The 21,785-nt window shown below is 66.8% G+C and carries 14 protein-coding genes and 3 rRNA genes; 8 read left to right on the top strand and 9 right to left on the bottom strand.

Translation table 11 applies throughout. The features are described from left to right. Positions 1-60 precede the first annotated feature (60 nt). The 3 genes from G6N10_RS00230 (at position 61) to glgB (ending at position 5,963) form a co-directional block, all read left to right on the top strand. Entirely contained in the window at positions 61-1,509 is a 1,449-nt protein-coding gene (locus G6N10_RS00230; protein ID WP_085093350.1) for a neutral zinc metallopeptidase, read from the top strand. Between the two features lie 161 nt (positions 1,510-1,670). Continuing rightward, the gene (locus G6N10_RS00225) at positions 1,671-3,749 is read left to right on the top strand and encodes an alpha-1,4-glucan--maltose-1-phosphate maltosyltransferase (RefSeq protein WP_085093348.1); all 2,079 of its coding nucleotides are present in this window, start codon (positions 1,671-1,673) and stop codon (positions 3,747-3,749) included. A 12-nt stretch (positions 3,750-3,761) separates the two neighbouring features. Beyond that, on the top strand, positions 3,762-5,963 hold the full coding sequence (gene glgB, locus G6N10_RS00220; protein ID WP_085093346.1) for a 1,4-alpha-glucan branching protein GlgB: 2,202 nt from the start codon (positions 3,762-3,764) through the stop codon (positions 5,961-5,963). An 8-nt stretch (positions 5,964-5,971) separates the two neighbouring features. On the opposite strand, the gene G6N10_RS00215 is transcribed toward glgB, so the two are convergent. Further along, entirely contained in the window at positions 5,972-6,880 is a 909-nt protein-coding gene (locus G6N10_RS00215) for a tetratricopeptide repeat protein (protein WP_085093344.1), read from the bottom strand. Between the two features lie 51 nt (positions 6,881-6,931). Next, a complete protein-coding gene (locus G6N10_RS00210; protein WP_085093845.1) occupies positions 6,932-8,110 on the bottom strand; it encodes an acetyl-CoA C-acetyltransferase in 1,179 nt (392 codons plus the stop codon). Positions 8,111-8,200: 90 nt separating this feature from the next. On the opposite strand from G6N10_RS00210, the gene mce reads away from it, so the two are divergent. Further along, entirely contained in the window at positions 8,201-8,677 is a 477-nt protein-coding gene (mce, locus tag G6N10_RS00205) for a methylmalonyl-CoA epimerase (protein ID WP_085093342.1), read from the top strand. A gap of 1 nt (position 8,678) precedes the next feature. Here mce and G6N10_RS00200 read toward each other — a convergent pair whose 3' ends face one another. Next, complete coding sequence (locus G6N10_RS00200; protein WP_085093340.1) at positions 8,679-8,975, bottom strand: Rv1322 family protein; 297 nt, start codon at positions 8,973-8,975, stop codon at positions 8,679-8,681. A 19-nt stretch (positions 8,976-8,994) separates the two neighbouring features. After that, positions 8,995-9,666: an endonuclease NucS gene (gene nucS / locus G6N10_RS00195; RefSeq protein WP_085093338.1), complete on the bottom strand. Its 672-nt coding sequence runs from the start codon at positions 9,664-9,666 to the stop codon at positions 8,995-8,997. A 77-nt stretch (positions 9,667-9,743) separates the two neighbouring features. On the opposite strand from nucS, the gene G6N10_RS00190 reads away from it, so the two are divergent. From G6N10_RS00190 to G6N10_RS00180, 3 genes are all read left to right on the top strand, one after another. Continuing rightward, the gene (locus tag G6N10_RS00190; protein ID WP_085093336.1) at positions 9,744-11,348 is read left to right on the top strand and encodes an adenylate/guanylate cyclase domain-containing protein; all 1,605 of its coding nucleotides are present in this window, start codon (positions 9,744-9,746) and stop codon (positions 11,346-11,348) included. Between the two features lie 78 nt (positions 11,349-11,426). Further along, positions 11,427-12,911: a DNA-3-methyladenine glycosylase 2 family protein gene (locus G6N10_RS00185; RefSeq protein WP_085093334.1), complete on the top strand. Its 1,485-nt coding sequence runs from the start codon at positions 11,427-11,429 to the stop codon at positions 12,909-12,911. Next, positions 12,908-13,399: a methylated-DNA--[protein]-cysteine S-methyltransferase gene (locus G6N10_RS00180; RefSeq protein WP_085093332.1), complete on the top strand. Its 492-nt coding sequence runs from the start codon at positions 12,908-12,910 to the stop codon at positions 13,397-13,399. Before G6N10_RS00185 ends, G6N10_RS00180 begins: the two co-directional genes overlap by 4 nt. A gap of 85 nt (positions 13,400-13,484) precedes the next feature. Here G6N10_RS00180 and rrf read toward each other — a convergent pair. From rrf to murA, 4 genes are all read right to left on the bottom strand, one after another. After that, positions 13,485-13,597 (bottom strand): 5S ribosomal RNA (rrf, locus tag G6N10_RS00175). Positions 13,598-13,805: 208 nt separating this feature from the next. Further along, positions 13,806-16,917, bottom strand: a 23S ribosomal RNA gene (locus G6N10_RS00170). 504 nt (positions 16,918-17,421) lie between these two features. Beyond that, a 16S ribosomal RNA gene (locus G6N10_RS00165) occupies positions 17,422-18,936 on the bottom strand. The 16S, 23S and 5S rRNA genes sit together here, the layout of an rRNA operon. A gap of 337 nt (positions 18,937-19,273) precedes the next feature. Continuing rightward, complete coding sequence (gene murA, locus G6N10_RS00160; protein WP_085098227.1) at positions 19,274-20,527, bottom strand: UDP-N-acetylglucosamine 1-carboxyvinyltransferase; 1,254 nt, start codon at positions 20,525-20,527, stop codon at positions 19,274-19,276. A gap of 57 nt (positions 20,528-20,584) precedes the next feature. On the opposite strand from murA, the gene G6N10_RS00155 reads away from it, so the two are divergent. Next, positions 20,585-21,178 carry a cob(I)yrinic acid a,c-diamide adenosyltransferase gene (locus G6N10_RS00155; protein WP_085098224.1) on the top strand — a complete coding sequence of 198 codons (594 nt, stop codon included), beginning with the start codon at positions 20,585-20,587 and terminating at the stop codon, positions 21,176-21,178. Positions 21,179-21,310: 132 nt separating this feature from the next. Here the strand turns inward: G6N10_RS00155 and G6N10_RS00150 are convergent, their stop codons facing one another. Beyond that, complete coding sequence (locus G6N10_RS00150; protein ID WP_085098221.1) at positions 21,311-21,754, bottom strand: DUF2550 domain-containing protein; 444 nt, start codon at positions 21,752-21,754, stop codon at positions 21,311-21,313. Positions 21,755-21,785: the final 31 nt, after the last annotated feature.

Genomic DNA, 21,785 nt, shown 5'->3' with positions numbered 1-21,785 from the left:
CGCCCACTATCCTGGCGGGCACCCGCGGCAGCGCGCGGTCGGCAGAGAGGCGTCTTCCCCATGCGGTCACCGAGGATGCGCGCCGCCCTCGCCGTCGGCGCCGCCGCGCTGGTGCTGGTCGGGTGCAGCCACCGCATCGAGGGCAGTGCGGTCTCGGTGTTCGCCGACCCGTTCAAGGTCGGCGGGATGACCGCGGTCGACGGGCCGACCGGGCTGCGCGATGACGCCATCGCCCCGACCCGCACCGTCGAGGACACCGACGGCGGCGAGATCGACCACCTCGGCGCCCAGTCGATCAGCGACATCGAGCAGTACTGGGCCTACGCCTATCCGGACAACCTGCCCGGCGAGTTCCGCCCGGTCGAGGCGCTGAGTTCCTGGGACGCCCGCGACTACGCCGGCGGCTTCTGCGGCGGCCCGACCCACGGGCTGGTCAACGCGGGATTCTGCCGGGTCAACAACACCATCGGCTGGGACCGCGGCGTGCTGCTTCCGGCGCTGCGCCGGGTCAACGGGGACATGGCGATCACCATGGTGCTCGCCCACGAGTACGGGCATTCGATCCAGCAGCAGGCCCGGTTGGTGCGCTCCACCACCCCGGTACTGGTCGGCGAGCAACAGTCCGACTGCATGGCCGGCGCCTACACCCGCTGGGTCGCCGAGGACCGCTCACCCCGGTTCACCCTGTCCACCGGCGACGGACTCAACGATCTGCTGGTCACGCTGCTGTCGATCCGCGACCCGGTGCTGACCGAGCTCGACGTGGAGATCAACGGCGTCGGCGACGAGCACGGCACGGCCTTCGAGCGGATCTCGGCGTTCCAGGCCGGCTTCACCGACGGGCCGTCGGCCTGCCTGGCCATCGACGCCGCCGAGATCGAGGCCCGTCGCGGCGCGCTGCCCACGGAACTGCAGCGCGATCAGACCGGGGACTGGCCGGTCTCCGACGAGTCGGTGCACGCGGTGTACGAGGCACTGAAGATCCTGTTCGCCCCGGCGCCGCCGCCGGCCCTGAGCCTGGACGCCAACGCCGCGGCCGGTTGCGCGGACGCCCGGCCGAGCCCGCCGGCGTCGTACTGTCCGGCGACCAACACCATCTACCTCGACATGCCCGCGCTGACCGCGATGGGCACCCCCGACATCGAGCTGGACCCGACCTCCCTGGTCGGCGACAACACCGCCTACTCGGTGCTGATCTCCCGGTACATGCTGAGCCTGCAGCACGCCAAGGGGCTGCCGATGGACACCGCCGAGGCGGCGCTGCGCACCGCGTGCCTGACCGGCGTCGCGACCACCAAGCTCGCCCCGGGGGTGGCAACCCCGGGCGGGCACTCGGTCAAGCTGGCCGCCGGCGACATCGACGAGGCGGTCAGCGGGCTGCTGACCAACGGGCTGGCGGCCAGCGATGTCAACGGCGACACCGTGCCGGCCGGGTTTTCCCGGATCGCCGCGTTCCAGGCCGGGGTGCTGGGTGACTGGGACCGCTGCGTCAGCCGCTACGCCGGCTGACTCGACGAGCGCAGCGAGGAAGAGGTCAGCCGTACCAGCACCGGCTGACTCGACGAGCGCAGCGAGGAACGCCGCGCGGTCCGGGCGGTCGGACTACGGTGGGAGTCCAGGGGTTGATTCGAGCCCGCCGCGCACGCTCAGATCAGAACGGAGCCCAGGGGTTGCCCGGTCGCATCGAGATCGATGACGTTTCGCCGGTGGTGTCCGGCGGGGAGTATCCAGCCAAGGCGGTGGTCGGCGAGGTCATCCCGATTCGGGCCGCGGTGTGGCGCGAGGGCCACGAGGCGGTGGCGGCGACCCTGGTGCTGCGCTATCACGGCACCGGCTATCCACGGCTGGTGGCCACCCCGCCCGGCACCGTCATGCCGGCGGCGAAAGCCCAACCGGCAGAACGCTCCCGGACCAAGCCGTGGGCGCTGCCGATGGCCAACGAGGCCGACAATCCGGACATCTTCCACGGCCAGTTCAGCCCCGATGCGGTCGGCATGTGGACCTTCCGGGTCGACGGCTGGGGCGACCCGGTCGCCGGCTGGCGCAAGGCGGTGCTGGCCAAGCTCGAGGTCGGCCAGAGCGAGAGTGAACTCGACAACGACCTGCTGGTCGGTGCGGCCCTGCTGGAGCGGGCCGCGACCGGCGTACCGCGCGGGCAGCGCAATCCGCTGCTGGCCGCCGCCACCGCACTGCGCACCCCCGGGGACCCGACGGTCCGCGCCGGGCTGGCGCTGTCGGACGAGGTGAGCGCGCTGCTGGGCCGGCATCCGCTGCGCGAGCTGGTCAGCCGGGGCAGGCAGTACGGGCTCTGGGTGGATCGGCCGCTGGCCGAGTTCGCCTCCTGGTATGAGTTCTTTCCGCGGTCCACCGGCGGGCGCGACGAATCCGGCGATCCGGTGCACGGCACCTTCCTCACCGCCGCGGCGGCACTGCCCCGGGTCGCCGAAATGGGTTTTGACGTCGTGTATCTGCCGCCGATCCACCCGATCGGGAAGGTGCACCGCAAGGGCCGCAACAACGCGGTGACCTGCGCCCCCGGTGACGTCGGCTCGCCGTGGGCGATCGGCAGCGACGAGGGCGGCCACGACGCCGTGCACCCCGACCTCGGCACCATCGAGGACTTCGACGACTTCGTGGCCACCGCGCGCGGGCTGGGCCTGGAGGTCGCCCTGGACCTGGCCCTGCAGTGCGCGCCGGATCACCCCTGGGCCGCCGCGCATCGGCAGTGGTTCACCGAGTTGCCCGACGGCACCATCGCCTACGCGGAGAACCCGCCGAAGAAGTACCAGGACATCTACCCGCTGAACTTCGACAATGACCCGGCCGGCTTGTACGGCGAGGTGCTTCGCGTCGCGCTGCACTGGGTTTCCCACGGCGTCAAGATCTTTCGGGTCGACAACCCGCACACCAAGCCGCCGAACTTCTGGGCCTGGCTGATCGCCGAGATCAAGAACGTCGACCCCGACGTGCTGTTCCTGGCCGAAGCGTTCACCCGGCCGCCCCGGCTCTACGGCCTGGCCCGGCTCGGCTTCACCCAGTCCTACAGCTATTTCACCTGGCGGGTGGACAAGTGGGAGATCATCGAGTTCGGCCGGGAGATCGCCGCGCACGCGCACGAGGCCCGGCCCAACCTGTTCGTCAACACCCCCGACATCCTGCACGCCAGCCTGCAGCACGGCGGCCAGGCGATGTTCGCGATCCGCGCCGCGCTGGCCGCGACGCTGAGCCCGCTGTGGGGCGTGTATTCGGGTTTCGAGCTGTACGAATCGCAGCCGGTCCGCGAGGGCAGCGAGGAGTATCTGGACTCCGAGAAGTACGAGTTGCGGCCCAGGGACTTCGCCGCCGCCGCGGCGCGCGGGCAGTCACTGGAGGTGTTCCTCGGCCGGCTCAACGAGATCCGCCGGCTGCATCCGGCGTTGGCCCAGATGCGCAACATCCATTTCCACGACGTGGACAACGACGCGCTGCTGGCCTACAGCAAGTTCGATCCGGTCAGCGGCGACTCGGTGCTGGTGGTGGTGACGCTCAACTCGTTCGGCCCCGAGCAGGGCACCCTGACGCTGGATCTGGCGGCCCTCGGGATGCACGACTACGACCGGTTCTGGGTCCGCGACGAGATCACCGGCGAGGAATACCATTGGGGCCGAACGAACTTCGTGCGCCTGGACCCGGACCGGGCGGTGGCCCACATCGTGAACATGCCGCAGATCCCGGCCGCCACCCGGGCGCTGCTGCTGCGCCGAGACTGACAGGAGTATCCGATGACCCGCAGCCCGTCCGCCCACCTGGCCCCCGGCCCGGGCGAGATCGACCGCCTGGTCTCGGGCACCCACCACGATCCGCATTCGGTGCTGGGCGCCCACGAGTACGACGACCACACCGTGATCCGGACGCTGCGCCCGCACGCCGGCGCGGTCGTCGCGCTGGTCGGTGGCCAGCGATATCCCATGTCGCACATCGATGCCGGGGTGTTCGCGGTCGCGCTGCCGTTCACCGATCTGATCGACTACCGCCTGGAGATCGGCTATCCGGCCGCCGACGGCGGCCAGGACGTCTACACCGTCGCCGACGGTTACCGGTTCCTGCCCACCCTCGGCGAGATGGATCTGCACCTGTTCGCCGAGGGGCGGCACGAGCGACTGTGGGAGGTGCTCGGCGCGCACCGGCGCAGCTTCGAGACCGCCGACGGGGTGGTCGACGGCGTGTCGTTCGCGGTGTGGGCGCCCAACGCCAAGGGCGTCAACCTGATCGGTGAGTTCAACGGCTGGACCGGCAACGAGGCACCGATGCGGGTGCTCGGCAGCACCGGGGTGTGGGAGCTGTTCTGGCCCGGGTTCCCGCCCGACGGGCTGTACAAGTACCGGATCCACGGCGCCGACGGTGCGGTGTCCGAGCGGGCCGACCCGATGGCGTTCGCCACCGAGGTGCCGCCGAAGACGGCCTCCCGGGTCACCGCCAGCGACTACCGCTGGGGCGACGGGCAGTGGATGGCCAAGCGCGCCGAGACCAACCCGGTGTTCGAACCGATGAGCACCTACGAGGTGCACCTGGGGTCGTGGCGCCCCGGGCGCAGCTATCGGCAGCTCGCCGTCGAACTGACCGAATACGTTGTCGCGCAGGGCTTCACCCACGTGGAGCTGCTGCCGGTGGCCGAGCATCCGTTCGGCGGATCGTGGGGCTATCAGGTCACCTCCTACTACGCGCCGACCTCCCGGTTCGGCACGCCCGACGATTTCCGGTTCCTCGTCGATGCCCTGCACCAGGCCGGCATCGGCGTCATCGTGGACTGGGTGCCCGCGCATTTCCCCAAGGACGCCTGGGCGCTCGGGCGCTTCGACGGCACCGCGCTCTACGAGCACGCCGACCCGCGTCGCGGTGAGCAACTCGACTGGGGCACCTACGTTTTCGACTTCGGCCGGCCCGAGGTGCGCAACTTCCTGGTGGCCAACGCGCTGTACTGGCTGCAGGAGTACCACATCGACGGGCTGCGCGTCGACGCGGTGGCTTCGATGCTGTACCTGGACTATTCGCGGCCCGCCGGCGGCTGGACGCCGAACATTCAGGGCGGCCGGGAGAACCTGGAGGCGGTGCAGTTCCTGCAGGAGCTGAACGCCACCGTGCACAAGACCGCGCCGGGGATCGTCACGGTGGCCGAGGAGTCGACCTCCTGGCCGGGCGTGACGCGGCCGACCAGCCTTGGCGGCCTGGGGTTCTCGATGAAGTGGAACATGGGGTGGATGAACGACACCCTCGGCTACATCGGCCGGGATCCGGTGCACCGCAACTTCCATCACCACGAGATGACCTTCTCGATGCTCTACGCGTTCAGCGAGAACTACGTGTTGCCGATCAGCCACGACGAGGTGGTGCACGGCAAGGGCACGCTGTGGGGCCGGATGCCCGGCGGTGACCACGAAAAGGCCGCTGGCCTGCGCAGCCTGCTGGCCTATCAGTGGGCGCACCCCGGCAAGCAGTTGCTGTTCATGGGGCAGGAGTTCGGTCAGCGGGCCGAGTGGTCCGAGGAGCGTGGCCTGGACTGGTTCCAGCTCGAGGAGAACGGGTTCTCCGGCGGCATCCAGCGCTTCGTGCGCGACCTCAACGCGCTCTACCGCGAGCACCCGGCGCTGTGGACCCAGGACACCCGGCCCGAGGGCTATTCCTGGATCGACGCCAACGATTCGGGCAACAACGTGCTGAGCTTCCTGAGGTTCGGGTCCGACGGATCGACGCTGGCCTGCATCTTCAACTTCTCCGGCTCCGAGCACGCCCGCTACCGGGTGGGCCTGCCGGCCACCGGTCGCTGGCGCGAGGTGCTCAACTCCGATGCCACCGGCTACCACGGCGCCGGGGCGGGCAATCTGGGCGGCGTGCAGGCCGTCGACGAGCCGTGGCACGGCCGCCCCGCCTCCGCGGTGCTGGTGCTGCCGCCGCTGTCGGCGCTCTGGTTGGTTCCCGAGCGGTAGGCCGGGTCTCAGTACAGCGCGCTGGCCAGGTCCCGGCGGGCCTTGATCAGGTCGGGGTCGGCCGGGTCGAACAGCTCGAAGAGCTCCAGCAGCCGGGTCCGCACCCGCGCCCGATCGTCACCGGCGGTGCGCTTGATCAGCCCGATCAGCCGGGTGAACGCGTCGCCGGCGTCCTGGCCGAGCAGCGCCACGTCGGCGGCCACCAGCGCGGCGTCGATGTCGTCGGGGGCGGCGTCGGCCTTGGCGACGGCGTCCTGGTCGGCGGCCGAGGCGCGGGCCAGCCAGTCGATCTGGCGGACCGCACCCTTGGCCTCGACGTGCGCCGGGTCGGCGTCCAGGATGGCTCGGTACGCCGTGCGGGCGGCGACGAAATCACCGGCGTCCAGCAGCTCACGCGCGGACGCCAGCGCGGGATCCACCTGCTCGGGCGCGTCGCCCTGCGCACCGCCGGACAGCTTGCCCGCGGTGGCCTCCAGCAACGAGTCCACCCAGGCGCGCAGCTGATCGGCGGGCTGGCGGCCCTGGAAGCTGCCCAGCGGGCGACCGCCGGCCAGCGCGACGACGGTCGGCACGCCCTCGATGCCGAACATCTGCCCCAGCTGCGGGCTGGCATCGACATTGACCAGCGCCAACGACCAGCTGCCCGCGTCGGCGGCGGCCAGTTGGGCCAGCGCGTCGGCCAGCTCCACGCAGGCATCGCTGCGCGGGGACCACAGCAGCACCACCACCGGCACCTGATTGGACCGCGCCAGCACCTCGGTCTCGAAGTTGGCCTCGGTGACCTGCACGGCAGCCGGCGGCGCCCCACCCGGGGGCGGGGCGGCCGGTGCGACGGCACGCTGCTTGAGGGCCGACAGGTCGACGGCGCCGGCCATCGAGGCGGCCATCGCGGGACGGGAGGGTCGCGGTCGAGTCACGCGTCCCAGTCTGTCACGCCGTGCAACCGCACCCTCAGCGTGCCGCCCACCTCAGCGACGCACGATCAGGGCATCGCCCTGGCCGCCGGCGCCGCACAGCGCGGCCACCGCGTACTTGCCGCCCTGGCGCTTGAGCTCCAGCGCGGCGTGCAGCACGATGCGGGCGCCGGACACCCCGATCGGGTGCCCCATCGCGATCGCGCCGCCGTTGACGTTGACCTTGGCCGGGTCCACGCCGAGCTCCTTGGTGGAGGCCAGCGACACCGCGGCGAACGCCTCGTTGATCTCCAGCACGTCGAGCTCATCGAGGCTGATGCCCTCACGCTGCACGGCCCGCCGGATCGCGTTGGCCGGCTGGGACTGCAGGGTCGAGTCCGGTCCGGCGACCACGCCGTGCGCACCGATCTCGCAGAGCCAGTCCAGCCCGAGCTCCTCGGCCTTGGCCTTGCTCATCACCACGACCGCGCACGCGCCGTCGGAGATCTGCGAGGAGGACCCGGCGGTGATGGTGCCGTTGGGGCGGAACGCCGGGCGCAGCCGGCCCAGCGACTCGGCGGTGGTGTCGGCCCGGACGCCCTCGTCCTGGGCGAACACGATCGGGTCGCCCTTGCGCTGCGGGACCTCGACCGCCACCACCTCGTCGTCGAAGACGCCGTTCTTCCAGGCCGCCGCGGCCCTGCGGTGCGATTCGGCGGCGAACTCGTCCTGCTCGGCGCGGGTGAACTTGTCCTGATCGTTGCGCTGCTCGGTCAGCGCGCCCATCGGCTGGTCGGTGAACACGTCGTGCAGACCGTCGAAGGCCAGGTGGTCCTTGACCACGACGTCGCCGTACTTGTAGCCGGAACGGGAGTCCAGCAGCAGGTGCGGCGCCTTGGTCATGGACTCCTGCCCGCCGGCGACGACGACGTCGAACTCACCGGCCCGGATCAGCTGGTCGGCCAGCGCGATCGCGTCGATGCCGGACAAGCACATCTTGTTGATGCTCAGCGCGGGAACGTCCCACGGGACGCCGCCGGCGACGGCGGCCTGCCGCGCCGGCATCTGCCCGGCGCCGGCGCCGAGCACCTGGCCCATGATCACGTAGTCCACCAGCGACGGGGACACCCCGGCCTTCTCCAGGGCGGCCTTGATCGCGATCGCGCCGAGGTCCGAACCCGAGAAATCCTTCAGCGAGCCGGACAGCTTCCCGATCGGGGTACGGGCACCAGCAACGATCACCGACGTCGTCATCGACTTTTCCTCCACAGCCAGGGGTGCGGGGCCGCTCCGAATCCGACCCGGCCCGCGTCGCAATATCGACTCCCAGGTTACCGTTAGGCCATGAGCACCGATCAGGTTGATGCACGTTCGGCCCTGACCCCCGACCTGGTGACGGCCATCGATCACGCCGGCATCGCCGTGCCGGACCTGGAAGCGGCCAAAACCTTCTACTGCGACCACCTCGGCATGGAGGTGCTGCACCAGGAGGTCAACGAGGAGCAGGGCGTCATCGAGGCGATGCTCGGCGTGCGCGGCACCCCGGCGGGCAGCACTCAGATCCAGTTGCTGGCCCCGCTCAACGAGGCGTCCACCATCGCCAAGTTCATCGGCCGCAGCGGTCCGGGCCTGCAGCAGCTGTGCGTGCGCACCAGCGACGTCGACGCGCTGTCGGACCGGTTGCGCGCGGCCGGAATCCGGCTGCTCTACGAAACCTCCCGGCGCGGCACCGCGGGCGCCCGGATCAACTTCATCCATCCCAAGGACGCCGGTGGGGTGCTGATGGAGCTGACCGAGCCGCCGGCGCAGCCCGCGCACTGATTCAGGACCACCGCCGGGTCGGCCCGCGGGTGGCCCGGTTCGCCCAGCACGCGCTGTGCCAGTGCCGCCGGTCCTCGGCGGCGGTCTCTCCCCCGTCGGCCGGCCAGGCCACCAGATGCGCGGTGCCCGAACGGATCTCGTGATCGCAGCCCGGACACCGGTAGGTCTTGACCGCCCGCGCCGCCGGAATGTGCCGGATTCGGAAGTCCCGGCCGTCGGGCCCGGTCTCCACCCGCTCCGACCCGCCGGGCAGCGGCGGCGGCGCCGGGGTGTCGCGACGACGGTTGCGCCGGGCCATCTAGCCGCCCCCGACCGGGTCAGAACAGCCGGAACTCATCGTTGTCCATGCCGCGCATCTGGTCGTAGTCCAACGTCACGCAACGAATCCCGCGGTCGGCGGCCAGCGTGCGGGCCTGCGGTTTGATCTGCTGGGCCGCGAAGATGCCACTGACCGGCGCCAGCAACGAATCCCGGTTCAGCAGCTCCAGGTAGCGGGTCAGCTGCTCGACGCCGTCGATCTCACCGCGCCGTTTGATCTCGACGGCCACCGAGCGGCCCTGCTCGTCACGACACAGCAGATCCACCGGCCCGATCGCGGTCATGTATTCGCGCCGGACCAGGGTGAACCCGGCTCCGAGCAGTTCGACGTGTTCGGCCAGCAGCTCCTGCAGGTGTGCCTCCACGCCGTCCTTCACCAGGCCCGGGTCGACGCCCAATTCATGGCTGGAGTCGTGCTCGATGGCCTCCACGGTGATCCGCAGTTGCTCACCGACCTTGTTCTCCACCACCCACACCGTGGCATCCGCGCCGGACTCCTCGGTCAGCCAGCACGGCGGGGTCATCCAGTTCAACGGCTTGTAGGCCCGGTCGTCAGCATGCACGCTGACCGACCCGTCCGCCTTCAGCAGCAGCAGCCGCCGTGCCGAGGGCAGATGGGCGGTGAGCCGTCCGACGTAGTCAACGGTGCACTGGGCGATCACGAGACGCACCCGAACGAGCTTAGGGCAGCGCCCAGCGTGCCGAGACCTGGTGGTCGAGGACCGGCGCCGGGATAGGCTGCGCAGCGATGGACGAGAAGGCGAGCCTCACCCAACGGGTCGACCGGCTGTTGGAGCGCGCCACCCGACAGAGCGGCCGCCTCGCCGATACCCCGGAGTACGGCTCCTGGCTGCTGGGCCGGTCCACCGAGCGCGTCCGGCACCGGCGCATCCGGATCCAGCTGCTGCTGACCGCGGCCCTGCTCGTCTCGAATCTGGTCGGCATCACGGTGGCCATCGTGCTGGTCACCGTCGCGCTGCCGGACCCCTCGGTGTTCGGCCCGGACGTCTGGTGGATCTCGGTGATCGTCACGCCGGCATACATCGTCGCGGCCCTGGCGTTCGGCACGGCGTGGCTGACGATGCGCACGGTCAAGGCGTTGCGGTGGGCGACCGAGGGCCGGGAGCCGACCCGCGATGACCAGCGGCGCGCGCTGGCCACCCCATGGCGACTGGCCCTGATGAACCTGATGCTGTGGCTGGTCGGCACCGCACTGCTGACCCTGCTCTACGGCCTGCAGGACCCGCAGTTCATTCCGAAGATCAGTTTCGTGCTGGCGTTCTGCGGCATCGTGGTCAGCGCGGCGTGCTATCTGTTCACCGAGTTTGCGCTGCGCCCGGTCGCCGCGCTGGCGCTGGACGCCGGACGTCCGGACGGCCGGTTGCCCTCCGGGGTGACCGGCCGGATCATGAGCACCTGGCTGTTCACCACCGGCATCCCGGTGGCCGGGATCATGTTCGTCGCGATGTTCGCGATCCTGCTGCGCCATCTCACCACCACCCAGCTCGCGATCACCGTGCTGTTCATCGGCACGTTCACCCTGGGTTTCGGGTTCCTGCTGATGTGGATCGCGGCCTGGCTGACCTCCACTCCGGTCCGGGTGGTCCGGCAGGCGCTGGCCCGGGTGGAGGCCGGCGACCTGACCCCCACCGTCCAGGTCTTCGACGGCACCGAACTCGGCGAGCTGCAGCGCGGGTTCAACGCGATGGTGGGCGGGCTGCGTGAGCGCGAGCGGATCCGCGATCTGTTCGGCCGGCATGTCGGCCGCGAGGTCGCCGCGGCCGCGGAGTCGCAGAGCATCGAGCTCGGCGGCGAGGAGCGTTTCGCCGCCGCGATGTTCATCGACATCATCGGGTCCACCGCGCTGGCCACCAGCCGCCCCGCCACCGAGGTGCTCGAGCTGCTCAACCAGTTCTTCGGCATCGTCGTCGACGAAATCGATCAGTACGGCGGCCTGATCAACAAGTTCGAGGGTGACGGCTGCCTGGCCGTGTTCGGGGCACCGAACCGGCTCGAGCACCCGCAGGACGCCGCGCTGGCGGCCGCCCGCAGCCTGTCGGCGCGGCTGCGCGCGGAGCTCACCCACATCGAGGCCGGCATCGGGGTGACCGCGGGCACCGTGGTCGCCGGAAACGTCGGCGCGCACCACCGGTTCGAGTACACCGTCATCGGAGACCCGGTGAACACCGCCGCGCGGCTGTGCGAGTTGTCCAAGACGGTGCCCGGCCGGGTGCTGGCCTCGGCCGAGACGGTGCGCGGCGCCACCGCAGCCGAGCAACAGCACTGGACGTTCGGCGACAGCGTGGTGCTGCGCGGCCGCGGGAACGCGACCGTGCTGGCCATGCCCCGCTGATCCCCGCCGCGCTGAATCCCCCGCCGCAATGTCGGTTTTCCGCTAGTCATCGCCCCGTCGGCGTGCCAGTGTGGAGGTGTGTACCAGGACTTCGACCGCTGCTACCGGGCCATCGGCGCCCGGGATTCGCGGTTCGACGGCTGGTTCGTCGTCGCCGTGCACACCACCGGAATCTACTGCCGACCGAGCTGCCCGGCCCGCACCCCGCTGCCCGGCAACGTGGCGTTCCACCCGAGCGCGGCCGCCGCGCAGCGCGCCGGCTTCCGGGCCTGCAAACGCTGCCGACCCGACGCCTCCCCGGGATCGCCGGAGTGGAACGTCCGCGGCGACCTCGTCGCCCGGGCGATGCGGCTGATCGACGACGGCACCGTCGACCGCGACGGGGTGCCCGGACTGGCCGCCCGGCTCGGGTACACCACCCGCCAGATCGAGCGGGTGCTGCAGAGCGAACTCGGCGCCGGCCCGCTGGCGCTGGCCCGGGCCCAACGCGCCCAGACCGCCCGGCTGTTGATCGAGAGCAGTGCGCTGCCGCTCGGCGACATCGCCTTTGCGGCCGGGTTTTCCAGCGTCCGCCAGTTCAACGACACGGTGCGCTCGGTGTTCGGCTGCCCGCCCTCCGGGCTGCGCCGGCTGACCCGCACCCCGGCCGCGGTCCCCGGTGCGCTGACGCTGCGACTGCCGGTCCGGCAACCCTTCGACCACCACAGCCTGTTCGCGCACCTGGCCGCCACATCGGCGCCGGGCTGCGAGGAGGTCCGCGACGGCTCGTTCCGCCGCACCCTGCGGCTGCCGCACGGCAACGGCGTGGTCACCCTGACCCCGTTCCCCGACCAGGTGCGCTGCACCCTGCGGCTGGACGACTTCCGCGACGTGACCGTCGCGACCGCACGGTGCCGCCGGCTGCTGGACCTCGACGCCGACCCACTGCCCGTGCACGACGCGCTGGCCGCCGACCCCGCGCTCGATGCGCTGGTGCGCGCGGTGCCGGGACGACGGATCCCCCGCACCGTCGACGAGCACGAGCTGGCCATTCGCGTGGTGCTGGCCCAGCAGGTCTCCACCCGGGCAGCCGGCACGCACGCCGCCCGGCTGGTCCGCGACCACGGCCGCCCGATCATCGATCCCGACGGCGGGCTGACGCACACGTTTCCGTCCGCCGGTGATCTCCTCGGCCTGGACCCGCAGCGACTGGCACTCCCCACGGCCCGGCGCAGTTACCTGATCGGACTGATCGGGGCGCTGGTCGACGGCAGCGTCGTGCTCGATCCGGGCTGCGATCGCGCCGCCGCCCGCGCGCAGCTGAGCCGACTGCCGGGAATCGGGCCGTGGAGTACCGAGCTGATCGCCATGCGTGGACTCGGGGACCCGGACGCGTTTCCCGGCGGGGACCTCGGAGTTCGCCGGGGCGCCGGCCGCCTCGGTCTGCCCGACGACTCCGCTGGGCTCACCGCGCGGGCCGAGCGTTGGCGGCCCTGGCGCTCCTATGCCACCCAATACCTGTGGGCCGCCCTCGGGGCGGACCATCCGATGAACACCTGGCCGCCACCAAAGGAGGCACCATGACCGTCTACCGCATCATCGACAGCCCCATCGGGCCGCTCACCCTGGCCGGTGACGACGGGGTCCTGACCCATCTGCGGATGGACGATCAGACCTACGAGCCCGACCGGGCCGGGTGGGTGCGTGCCGACGACGCCTTCCCCGATGCCGTCGCCCAGCTGGCGGCGTATTTCGCCGGCGAGCTGCAGGAGTTCGACCTGCCGATGGAATTGGCCGGCACCGACTTCCAACGCCGGGTGTGGGCCGCGCTGACGACGATCCCGTACGGCCAGACCCGGTCCTACGGCCAGATCGCCGAGCAGATCGGCTCGCCGCAGGCCTCCCGGGCCGTCGGGCTGGCCAATGGCCACAATCCGATCTCCATCATCGTGCCCTGCCATCGGGTGATCGGGGCCAACGGCAGCCTCACCGGCTACGGCGGCGGGCTGGACCGCAAGAAGACGCTGCTGGCCCTAGAACGCGAAACCCGCGAGCCGGCGCTGTTCGACTGAATTACCGACAGACCCGCCCGGCGTCGGCAATTGCGAAACAGGCCGGGAATTACAAAACCCCCCGATTGCTCGGGGGGTTTTGTGTGTTCGGCGGTGTCCTACTTTTCCACCCTGTTGGGCAGTATCATCGGCGCTGGCAGGCTTAGCTTCCGGGTTCGGGATGGGACCGGGCGTTTCCCTGCCGCTGTGGCCGCCGTAACTCTATTCACTTTTCCGGTGACCCCGCGTGGTGGGGGTGGCGCGAACCCTGGTGGGTTGCTGCCGGCCCCCTAGGTGTCCCGGGTGTGGGGTGTTTTTGGTGGGGGGTGTGGTGTTGTGGTTTGTGGTGTGGTTGCGAGGCAAGAGTGTGTCTTGCAATTTTTGGTCTCTTACATTTTGTTCCCGCCACCCTTTTTTGGGGTGGGGGTGTTGTAAGTTTTCGGCCGGTTAGTACCAGTTCCCTGAACACCTTGCGGTGCGTATAGGTCTGGCCTATCAATCCCGTGGTCTGCGGGGGGCCTTATCCCTCCTAGAGGGTGAGAAGCCTGGTCTTGGAGAAGGTTTCCCGCTTAGATGCTTTCAGCGGTTATCCTGTCCGAACGTAGCCATCCAGCGATGCCCCTGGTGGGACAACTGGTATACCAGAGGTTCGTCCGTCCCGGTCCTCTCGTACTAGGGACAGCTTTCCTCAAGCTTCTGACGCGCGCGGCGGATAGAGACCGAACTGTCTCACGACGTTCTAAACCCAGCTCGCGTGCCGCTTTAATGGGCGAACAGCCCAACCCTTGGGACCTGCTCCAGCCCCAGGATGCGACGAGCCGACATCGAGGTGCCAAACCATCCCGTCGATATGGACTCTTGGGGAAGATCAGCCTGTTATCCCGGGGTACCTTTTATCCGTTGAGCGACACCCTTCCACTCAGAGGTGCCGGATCACTAGTCCCGACTTTCGTCCCTGCTTGACATGTACGTCTCGCAGTCAAGCTCCCTTGTGCACTTACACTCAACACCTGATTGCCATCCAGGTTGAGGGAACCTTTGGGCGCCTCCGTTACTTTTTAGGAGGCAACCGCCCCAGTTAAACTACCCACCAGGCACTGTTCCTGGACCGGATATACGGTCCGAGGTTAGAGGTCCAATACGATCAGAGTGGTATTTCAACAATGACTCCACCCACACTGGCGTGCGAGTTTCACAGTCTCCCACCTATCCTACACAAACCGTACCGAACATCAATACCAAGTTGTAGTGAAGGTCCCGGGGTCTTTTCGTCCTGCCGCGCGTAACGAGCATCTTTACTCGTAGTGCAATTTCGCCGAGTCTATGGTTGAGACAGTTGAGAAGTCGTTACGCCATTCGTGCAGGTCGGAACTTACCCGACAAGGAATTTCGCTACCTTAGGATGGTTATAGTTACCACCGCCGTTTACTGGGGCTTAAATTCTCAGCTTCGCAGAACAAGTTCTGCTAACCGGTCCTCTTAACCTTCCAGCACCGGGCAGGCGTCAGTCCGTATACATCGTCTTGCGACTTCGCACGGACCTGTGTTTTTAGTAAACAGTCGCTTCTCACTGGTTTGTGCCACCCACTACCGCTGCCCACCGCAAGGGTGTTGACGGTGTGTGGGTCCCCCTTCTCCCGAAGTTACGGGGGTATTTTGCCGAGTTCCTTAACCATAGTTCACTCGTACGCCTTAGTATTCTCTACCTGACCACCTGTGTTGGTTTGGGGTACGGGCCGTGTGTGCACTCGCTAGAGGCTTTTCTTGGCAGCATAGGATCACCGAATTCGCCTCAATCGGCTATGCGTCACCTCTCAGACATATGACATCCGGATTTGCCTAGATGTCGTCCTACAGGCTTACCCCAGTACAACCACTGACTGGTACGGCTACCTTCCTGCGTCACCCCATCGCTTGACTACTACCACCGAAGGTCCCACGCAGCCGGCGACCGCAACTCCCGAAAGAGAAGTCAGCCACCTTTGGATGGTTAGTACCGATGATTCATCAGGGACGCTCACACACGGGTACGGGAATATCAACCCGTTGTCCATCGACTACGCCTGTCGGCCTCGCCTTAGGTCCCGACTCACCCTGGGAGGACTGGCCTGGCCCAGGAACCCTTGGTCTTTCGGCGGGCAAGGTTCTCACTTGCCTTATCGCTACTCATGCCTGCATTCTCACTCCCACACCCTCCACAGCTCGTTCACACGGCTGCTTCACCGGATGCAGGACGCTCCCCTACCCAATACCCATACAGGTATTGCCGCGGCTTCGGCGGTGTGCTTGAGCCCCGCTACATTATCGGCGCACAATCACTTGACCAGTGAGCTATTACGCACTCTTTCAAGGGTGGCTGCTTCTAAGCCAACCTCCTGGTTGTCTAAGCGACTGCACATCCTTTTCCACTTAGCACACTCTTAGGGGCCTTAGCCGGCGATCTGGGCTGTTTCCCTCTCGACGCACGGAGCTTATCCCCCGCCGTCTCACTGCCACACTTACACGTACCGGCATTCGGAGTTTGGCTGACGTCAGTAACCTAGTAGGGCCCATCGGCCATCCAGTAGCTCTACCTCCAGCACGCAACATGTGACGCTGCACCTAAATGCATTTCGGGGAGAACCAGCTATCACGGAGTTTGATTGGCCTTTCACCCCTACCCACAACTCATCCCCTCAGTCTTCAACCTAAGTGGGTTCGGGCCTCCACGCGGTCTTACCCGCGCTTCACCCTGGCCATGGGTAGATCACTCCGCTTCGGGTCCAGAACATGCCACTACACCCCTCACGGGGATACGCCCTATTCAGACTCGCTTTCGCTACGGCTACCCCACCCGGGTTAACCTCGCGACATGCCCCTGACTCGCAGGCTCATTCTTCAAAAGGCACGCCATCACCCCACCACAAAGTGGAAGGCTCTGACGGATTGTAAGCGCACGGTTTCAGGTACTATTTCACCCCTCCGGGGTACTTTTCACCATTCCCTCACGGTACTAATCCGCTATCGGTCACTGAGAAGTATTCAGGCTTACCGGGTGGTCCCGGCAGATTCACAGCAGATTCCACGGGCCCGCTGCTACTCGGGGAACATTCCACGGGAGTCATCATGTTTTCGCCTACCGGGCTCTCACCGTCTACGGCAGACCATCCCAGGCCACTTCGACTAACACAATGATTTCTCACTCCCGCTCCAGTCGGCGGACTGAAGAAGAAACGCCCCACAACACCGCGCACACAACCCCCGCCGGGTATCACATGCACACGGTTTAGCCATCCTCCGCGTTCGCTCGCCACTACTAACGGAATCACTTTTGTTTTCTCTTCCTACGGGTACTGAGATGTTTCACTTCCCCGCGTTCCCCCCCAACGCCTATACATTCAGCGTTGGGTGACACGACATAACTCGTGCCGGGTTTCCCCATTCGGAAATCCTCGGATCACAGCTCGGTTGACAGCTCCCCGAGGCATATCGCAGCCTCCCACGTCCTTCATCGGCTCCCAGTGCCAAGGCATCCACCATGCGCCCTTAAACACTTACAACACAAAAAACCAAAAAATGAGAAAAAATCACACTACAACAAACCACACACCACCAACCCGACCCCACAACAGAGGACGAATCAGCCGGCCCCCGACCACAACAGGCCAGAAACCAAACGCGTGCGGCTTGATGCTCGCAACCACTATCCACAAATCAAACACCACACCCCACCACCAAGCAGGGCGACAACAAAAACCCCCAACAATCCTCACCCACAACACCGGAGACAAACCCGGCCAGGCGAGAACATCAGAAGCCAGCACCAACCCCAACGGGGCCGGCCTGCGAGCCTGTTGCCTCAGGACCCAACAGTGTGTCTGGTGACACCGAAGCGATAAAACCCCGAACTCCGGCCAAGAAAAAATCTTGAAATGTTTGTTGCGCACCCACCCGAACACCCACTACAGGCGCCGGGCACATATCCCAACCACCACACGATTCCGTCACTGTGACGGGGATGGGGGAACCCCAAAATTATCGGGGCAACAAATGGTGCTCCTTAGAAAGGAGGTGATCCAGCCGCACCTTCCGGTACGGCTACCTTGTTACGACTTCGTCCCAATCGCCGATCCCACCTTCGACAGCTCCCTCCCACAAGGGGTTAGGCCACCGGCTTCGGGTGTTACCGACTTTCATGACGTGACGGGCGGTGTGTACAAGGCCGGGAACGTATTCACCGCAGCGTTGCTGATCTGCGATTACTAGCGACTCCGACTTCACGGGGTCGAGTTGCAGACCCCGATCCGAACTGAGACCGGCTTTAAAGGATTCGCTCCACCTCACGGCATCGCAGCCCTTTGTACCGGCCATTGTAGCATGTGTGAAGCCCTGGACATAGGGGCATGATGACTTGACGTCATCCCCACCTTCCTCCGAGTTGACCCCGGCAGTCTCTCACGAGTCCCCACCATTACGTGCTGGCAACATGAGACAAGGGTTGCGCTCGTTGCGGGACTTAACCCAACATCTCACGACACGAGCTGACGACAGCCATGCACCACCTGCACACAGGCCACAAGGGAACCGACATCTCTGCCGGCGTCCTGTGCATGTCAAACCCAGGTAAGGTTCTTCGCGTTGCATCGAATTAATCCACATGCTCCGCCGCTTGTGCGGGCCCCCGTCAATTCCTTTGAGTTTTAGCCTTGCGGCCGTACTCCCCAGGCGGGTACTTAATGCGTTAGCTACGGCACGGATCCCAAGGAAGGAACCCACACCTAGTACCCACCGTTTACGGCGTGGACTACCAGGGTATCTAATCCTGTTCGCTCCCCACGCTTTCGCTCCTCAGCGTCAGTTACTGCCCAGAGACCCGCCTTCGCCACCGGTGTTCCTCCTGATATCTGCGCATTCCACCGCTACACCAGGAATTCCAGTCTCCCCTGCAGTACTCTAGTCTGCCCGTATCGCCCGCACGCCCACAGTTAAGCTGTGAGTTTTCACGGACAACGCGACAAACCACCTACGAGCTCTTTACGCCCAGTAATTCCGGACAACGCTCGCACCCTACGTATTACCGCGGCTGCTGGCACGTAGTTGGCCGGTGCTTCTTCTGTACCTACCGTCACTTACGCTTCGTCGGTACTGAAAGAGGTTTACAACCCGAAGGCCGTCATCCCCCACGCGGCGTCGCTGCATCAGGCTTGCGCCCATTGTGCAATATTCCCCACTGCTGCCTCCCGTAGGAGTCTGGGCCGTATCTCAGTCCCAGTGTGGCCGGTCACCCTCTCAGGCCGGCTACCCGTCGTCGCCTTGGTAGGCCATTACCCCACCAACAAGCTGATAGGCCGCGGGCCCATCCCACACCGCAAAAGCTTTCCACCACACACCATGAGGCGCATGATCATATCCGGTATTAGACCCAGTTTCCCAGGCTTATCCCAGAGTGCAGGGCAGATCACCCACGTGTTACTCACCCGTTCGCCACTCGAGTACCCCGAAGGGCCTTTCCGTTCGACTTGCATGTGTTAAGCACGCCGCCAGCGTTCGTCCTGAGCCAGGATCAAACTCTCCAAACAAAAACCCCGACAAAACAGCCGGCAATCTTCAATCAGAAAAACATTTGACCAAAGCAAGACACCAAAAACTGGCATCAAAAAAAGCCACGCCCCAACACGGGGGTATCAAAACGTGGCAAAAAACAACAAACAAAAACCACCAAACACACTATTGAGTTCTCAAACAACAGGCTGTCGATCCGTTTCAAAGTCTTGCGACTCTGCGGGACCTAGACTTTCTTGTCTTGTTCCCCCTCTCCGGGGCAACCCGACTAGCTTAAGCCGATCCGGTCCGGGAAGTCAAGCTCGGATTTGGGGGATCTTTTGTGATCGCGCCCACACCGATCGATGACTCGTTCTATACTACCCGCTCGATGTCCGCACCCAAACTCCGCAGGTTCTCCACGAACAACGGGTAGCCCCGATCGATGTGGTAGACGTCGTGCACCTCGGTCTGACCGTCGGCCACCAGGCCGGCCAGCACCAGGCCGGCACCGGCCCGGATGTCCGAGCTCCACACCGGCGCGCTGGACAGTTGCCGGATACCCCGCACCACCGCGTGGTGCCCATCGGTGCGGGCGTCGGCGCCCAGCCGGATCATCTCCTCGACGAAGCGGAACCGAGCCTCGAAGACGTTCTCGGTGATCATCGAGGTCCCGTCGGCGATGGACGCGAGTGCGATGGCCATCGGTTGCAGATCGGTCGGGAAACCCGGGAACGGCAGGGTCGCGACGTTGACCGCTTTGGGCCGGTCGTACTGCACCACCCGGAAGGAGTCCTCGGTCTGGGTGACGGTGGCGCCGGCGTCGTGCAGCTTGTGCAGGACCAGTTGCAGGTGCGATGGGTCGACTCCGGTGATCGTGACATCGCCGAGGGTCATCGCCGCGGCGATCCCCCAGGTGGCCGCGACGATCCGGTCGCCGATACAGCGGTGCGTGGTCGGGTGCAGTTTCGGCACGCCCTCGATCGTCAACGTCGAGGTGCCGGCACCCTCGATGTGCGCGCCCATCGAGATCAACATGTCGCACAGGTCGACGACGTCCGGTTCGCGCGCCACGTTGTGGATGACGGTGATCCCCTCGGCCAGCACCGCGGCCATCAGGATGTTCTCCGTCGCTCCCACCGACGGGAACTCCAGTTGGATCTCGGCGCCGTGCAGCGCGTCGGCCTCGGCGACCACGCAGCCATGTTCGATCCAGCAGCGGGCGCCGAGCTGCCGCAGCCCCGACTGGTGCATGTCCAGCGGCCGGGAACCGATGGCGTCGCCGCCGGGCAACGCCACCCGGGCCCGCTTGCATCGGCCGACCAGCGGCCCGAGCACACAGACCGACGCCCGGAACTGTCGCACCGCGGCGAAGTCGGCCTCGTACTTGGGCTCATCCGGGGAGGTGATCCGCGCCACGTCGCCGTCGAGCTCGACGGTTGCGCCGAGTCCGCGCAGCACCTCGGCCATCAGCGGCACGTCGAGGATGTCGGGGCAGTTGGAGATCGTCGTGGTGCCCTCGGCCAGCAGACTCGCGGCCATCAGCTTCAACACGCTGTTCTTGGCTCCCCCGACGGCGACCTCACCCGACAGCCTGCTGCCGCCCGTCACCACGAACACCTCGCTCACCCCGGTAAGTGTAGTGAGGGGGCGAAATCGCACCGTTGCCGCCGGTACGGTTGGACCATGGCTGTGCACCTGACCCGCATCTACACCCGGACCGGCGACGACGGCAACACCGGACTCAGCGATTTCTCCCGGGTCGCCAAGAACGACCCGCGACTGGTCGCCTACGCCGACTGCGACGAGACGAACGCGGCGATCGGGACGGCGATCGCGCTCGGGAATCCCCCGCCGCCGATGAGCGAGGTGCTCCGCTGGCTGCAGAACGACCTGTTCGATGCGGGCGCGGATCTGTCGACTCCGGTGGTCGCCGACCCGAAGTACCCACCGCTGCGGATCACTCAGGACTACATCGACCGGCTGGAGGGCTGGTGCGACGAGTTCAACGAATCGCTGCCCACGCTGGATTCGTTCATCCTGCCCGGCGGCACCGCACTCTCGGCGCTGCTGCACACCGCGCGGACGGTGGCCCGCCGCGCCGAGCGCGCCGCCTGGGCGGCCATCGCCGCGCACGGCGAATCGGTCAGTGTGCTGCCGGCGAAGTACCTCAACCGACTCTCGGATCTGCTGTTCATCCTGTCGCGGGTCGCCAACCCGGACGGCGACGTCCTCTGGCGGCCCGGCGGAGGAGAAGGCCAAGCTGCGACGAAGGAGTAGCGCAGGCCGAATCCGACCATCAACACCGAGGAGAAGGCCAAGCTGCGACGAAGGAGTAGCGCAGGCCGAATCCGACCATCAACACCGAGGAGAAGGCCAAGCTGCGACGAAGGAGTAGCGCAGGCCTAGCGCTCAGGCGCTGCGCCGGCGGGCCCGCGGCGACGGCCGAGACTCCAGCCAGGACAAAAACGCGGTCAGTGCACCGCGGTCCAGGGCCAGCTCATAGCCGCGACCCCGGTCGTCGCCGTTGTCGCGCAGCTCCAGGATGACGATCTCGTCGGTCATGATGTCGTACTCGTCACCGCGGGGTCCACGCCGATCGAGCAGGTCCAGACCGCGCCGGCTCAGCCGGCGGTCGGGCCACCAGCGAATGCTGGACAGCCGGTAGAACACCGCCTCCCCGCCGCGGTAGCGAATCACCCCGTGCCGCCAGCCGGCCCCGCCGGCCGCGGGCACGTCGCGCAGGATGGCGGCGGTGCCGCCCTGGCGCAGACTCCACAGTTTGTAGCTCTGCGCCAGTGCGGTCAGTGCCAAGACGCAGATGAGCACGACCATGACGATCATGGTCGTGCTCATCGCGAACCCCCTTCGCCCCGGTCGGGGCAAA

The sequence above is a fragment of the Mycolicibacterium fallax genome, from assembly GCF_010726955.1.
Classification (GTDB): domain Bacteria; phylum Actinomycetota; class Actinomycetes; order Mycobacteriales; family Mycobacteriaceae; genus Mycobacterium; species Mycobacterium fallax.
The sequence above is the reverse complement of the archived record's forward strand: the minus strand, read 5'-3'. Positions and strand labels throughout refer to the sequence as shown.

Bases quoted from the DNA above. Each gene is read 5' to 3' on its own strand.
- G6N10_RS00230 (WP_085093350.1), top strand. From the start codon at position 61: ATGCGGTCACCGAGGATGCGCGCCGCCCTCGCCGTCGGCGCCGCCGCG.
- glgB (WP_085093346.1), top strand. From the start codon at position 3,762: ATGACCCGCAGCCCGTCCGCCCACCTGGCCCCCGGCCCGGGCGAGATC.
- G6N10_RS00210 (WP_085093845.1), bottom strand. From the start codon at position 8,110: ATGACGACGTCGGTGATCGTTGCTGGTGCCCGTACCCCGATCGGGAAG.
- mce (WP_085093342.1), top strand. From the start codon at position 8,201: ATGAGCACCGATCAGGTTGATGCACGTTCGGCCCTGACCCCCGACCTG.
- G6N10_RS00200 (WP_085093340.1), bottom strand. From the start codon at position 8,975: ATGGCCCGGCGCAACCGTCGTCGCGACACCCCGGCGCCGCCGCCGCTG.
- G6N10_RS00190 (WP_085093336.1), top strand. From the start codon at position 9,744: ATGGACGAGAAGGCGAGCCTCACCCAACGGGTCGACCGGCTGTTGGAG.
- G6N10_RS00180 (WP_085093332.1), top strand. From the start codon at position 12,908: ATGACCGTCTACCGCATCATCGACAGCCCCATCGGGCCGCTCACCCTG.
- G6N10_RS00155 (WP_085098224.1), top strand. From the start codon at position 20,585: ATGGCTGTGCACCTGACCCGCATCTACACCCGGACCGGCGACGACGGC.
- G6N10_RS00150 (WP_085098221.1), bottom strand. From the start codon at position 21,754: ATGAGCACGACCATGATCGTCATGGTCGTGCTCATCTGCGTCTTGGCA.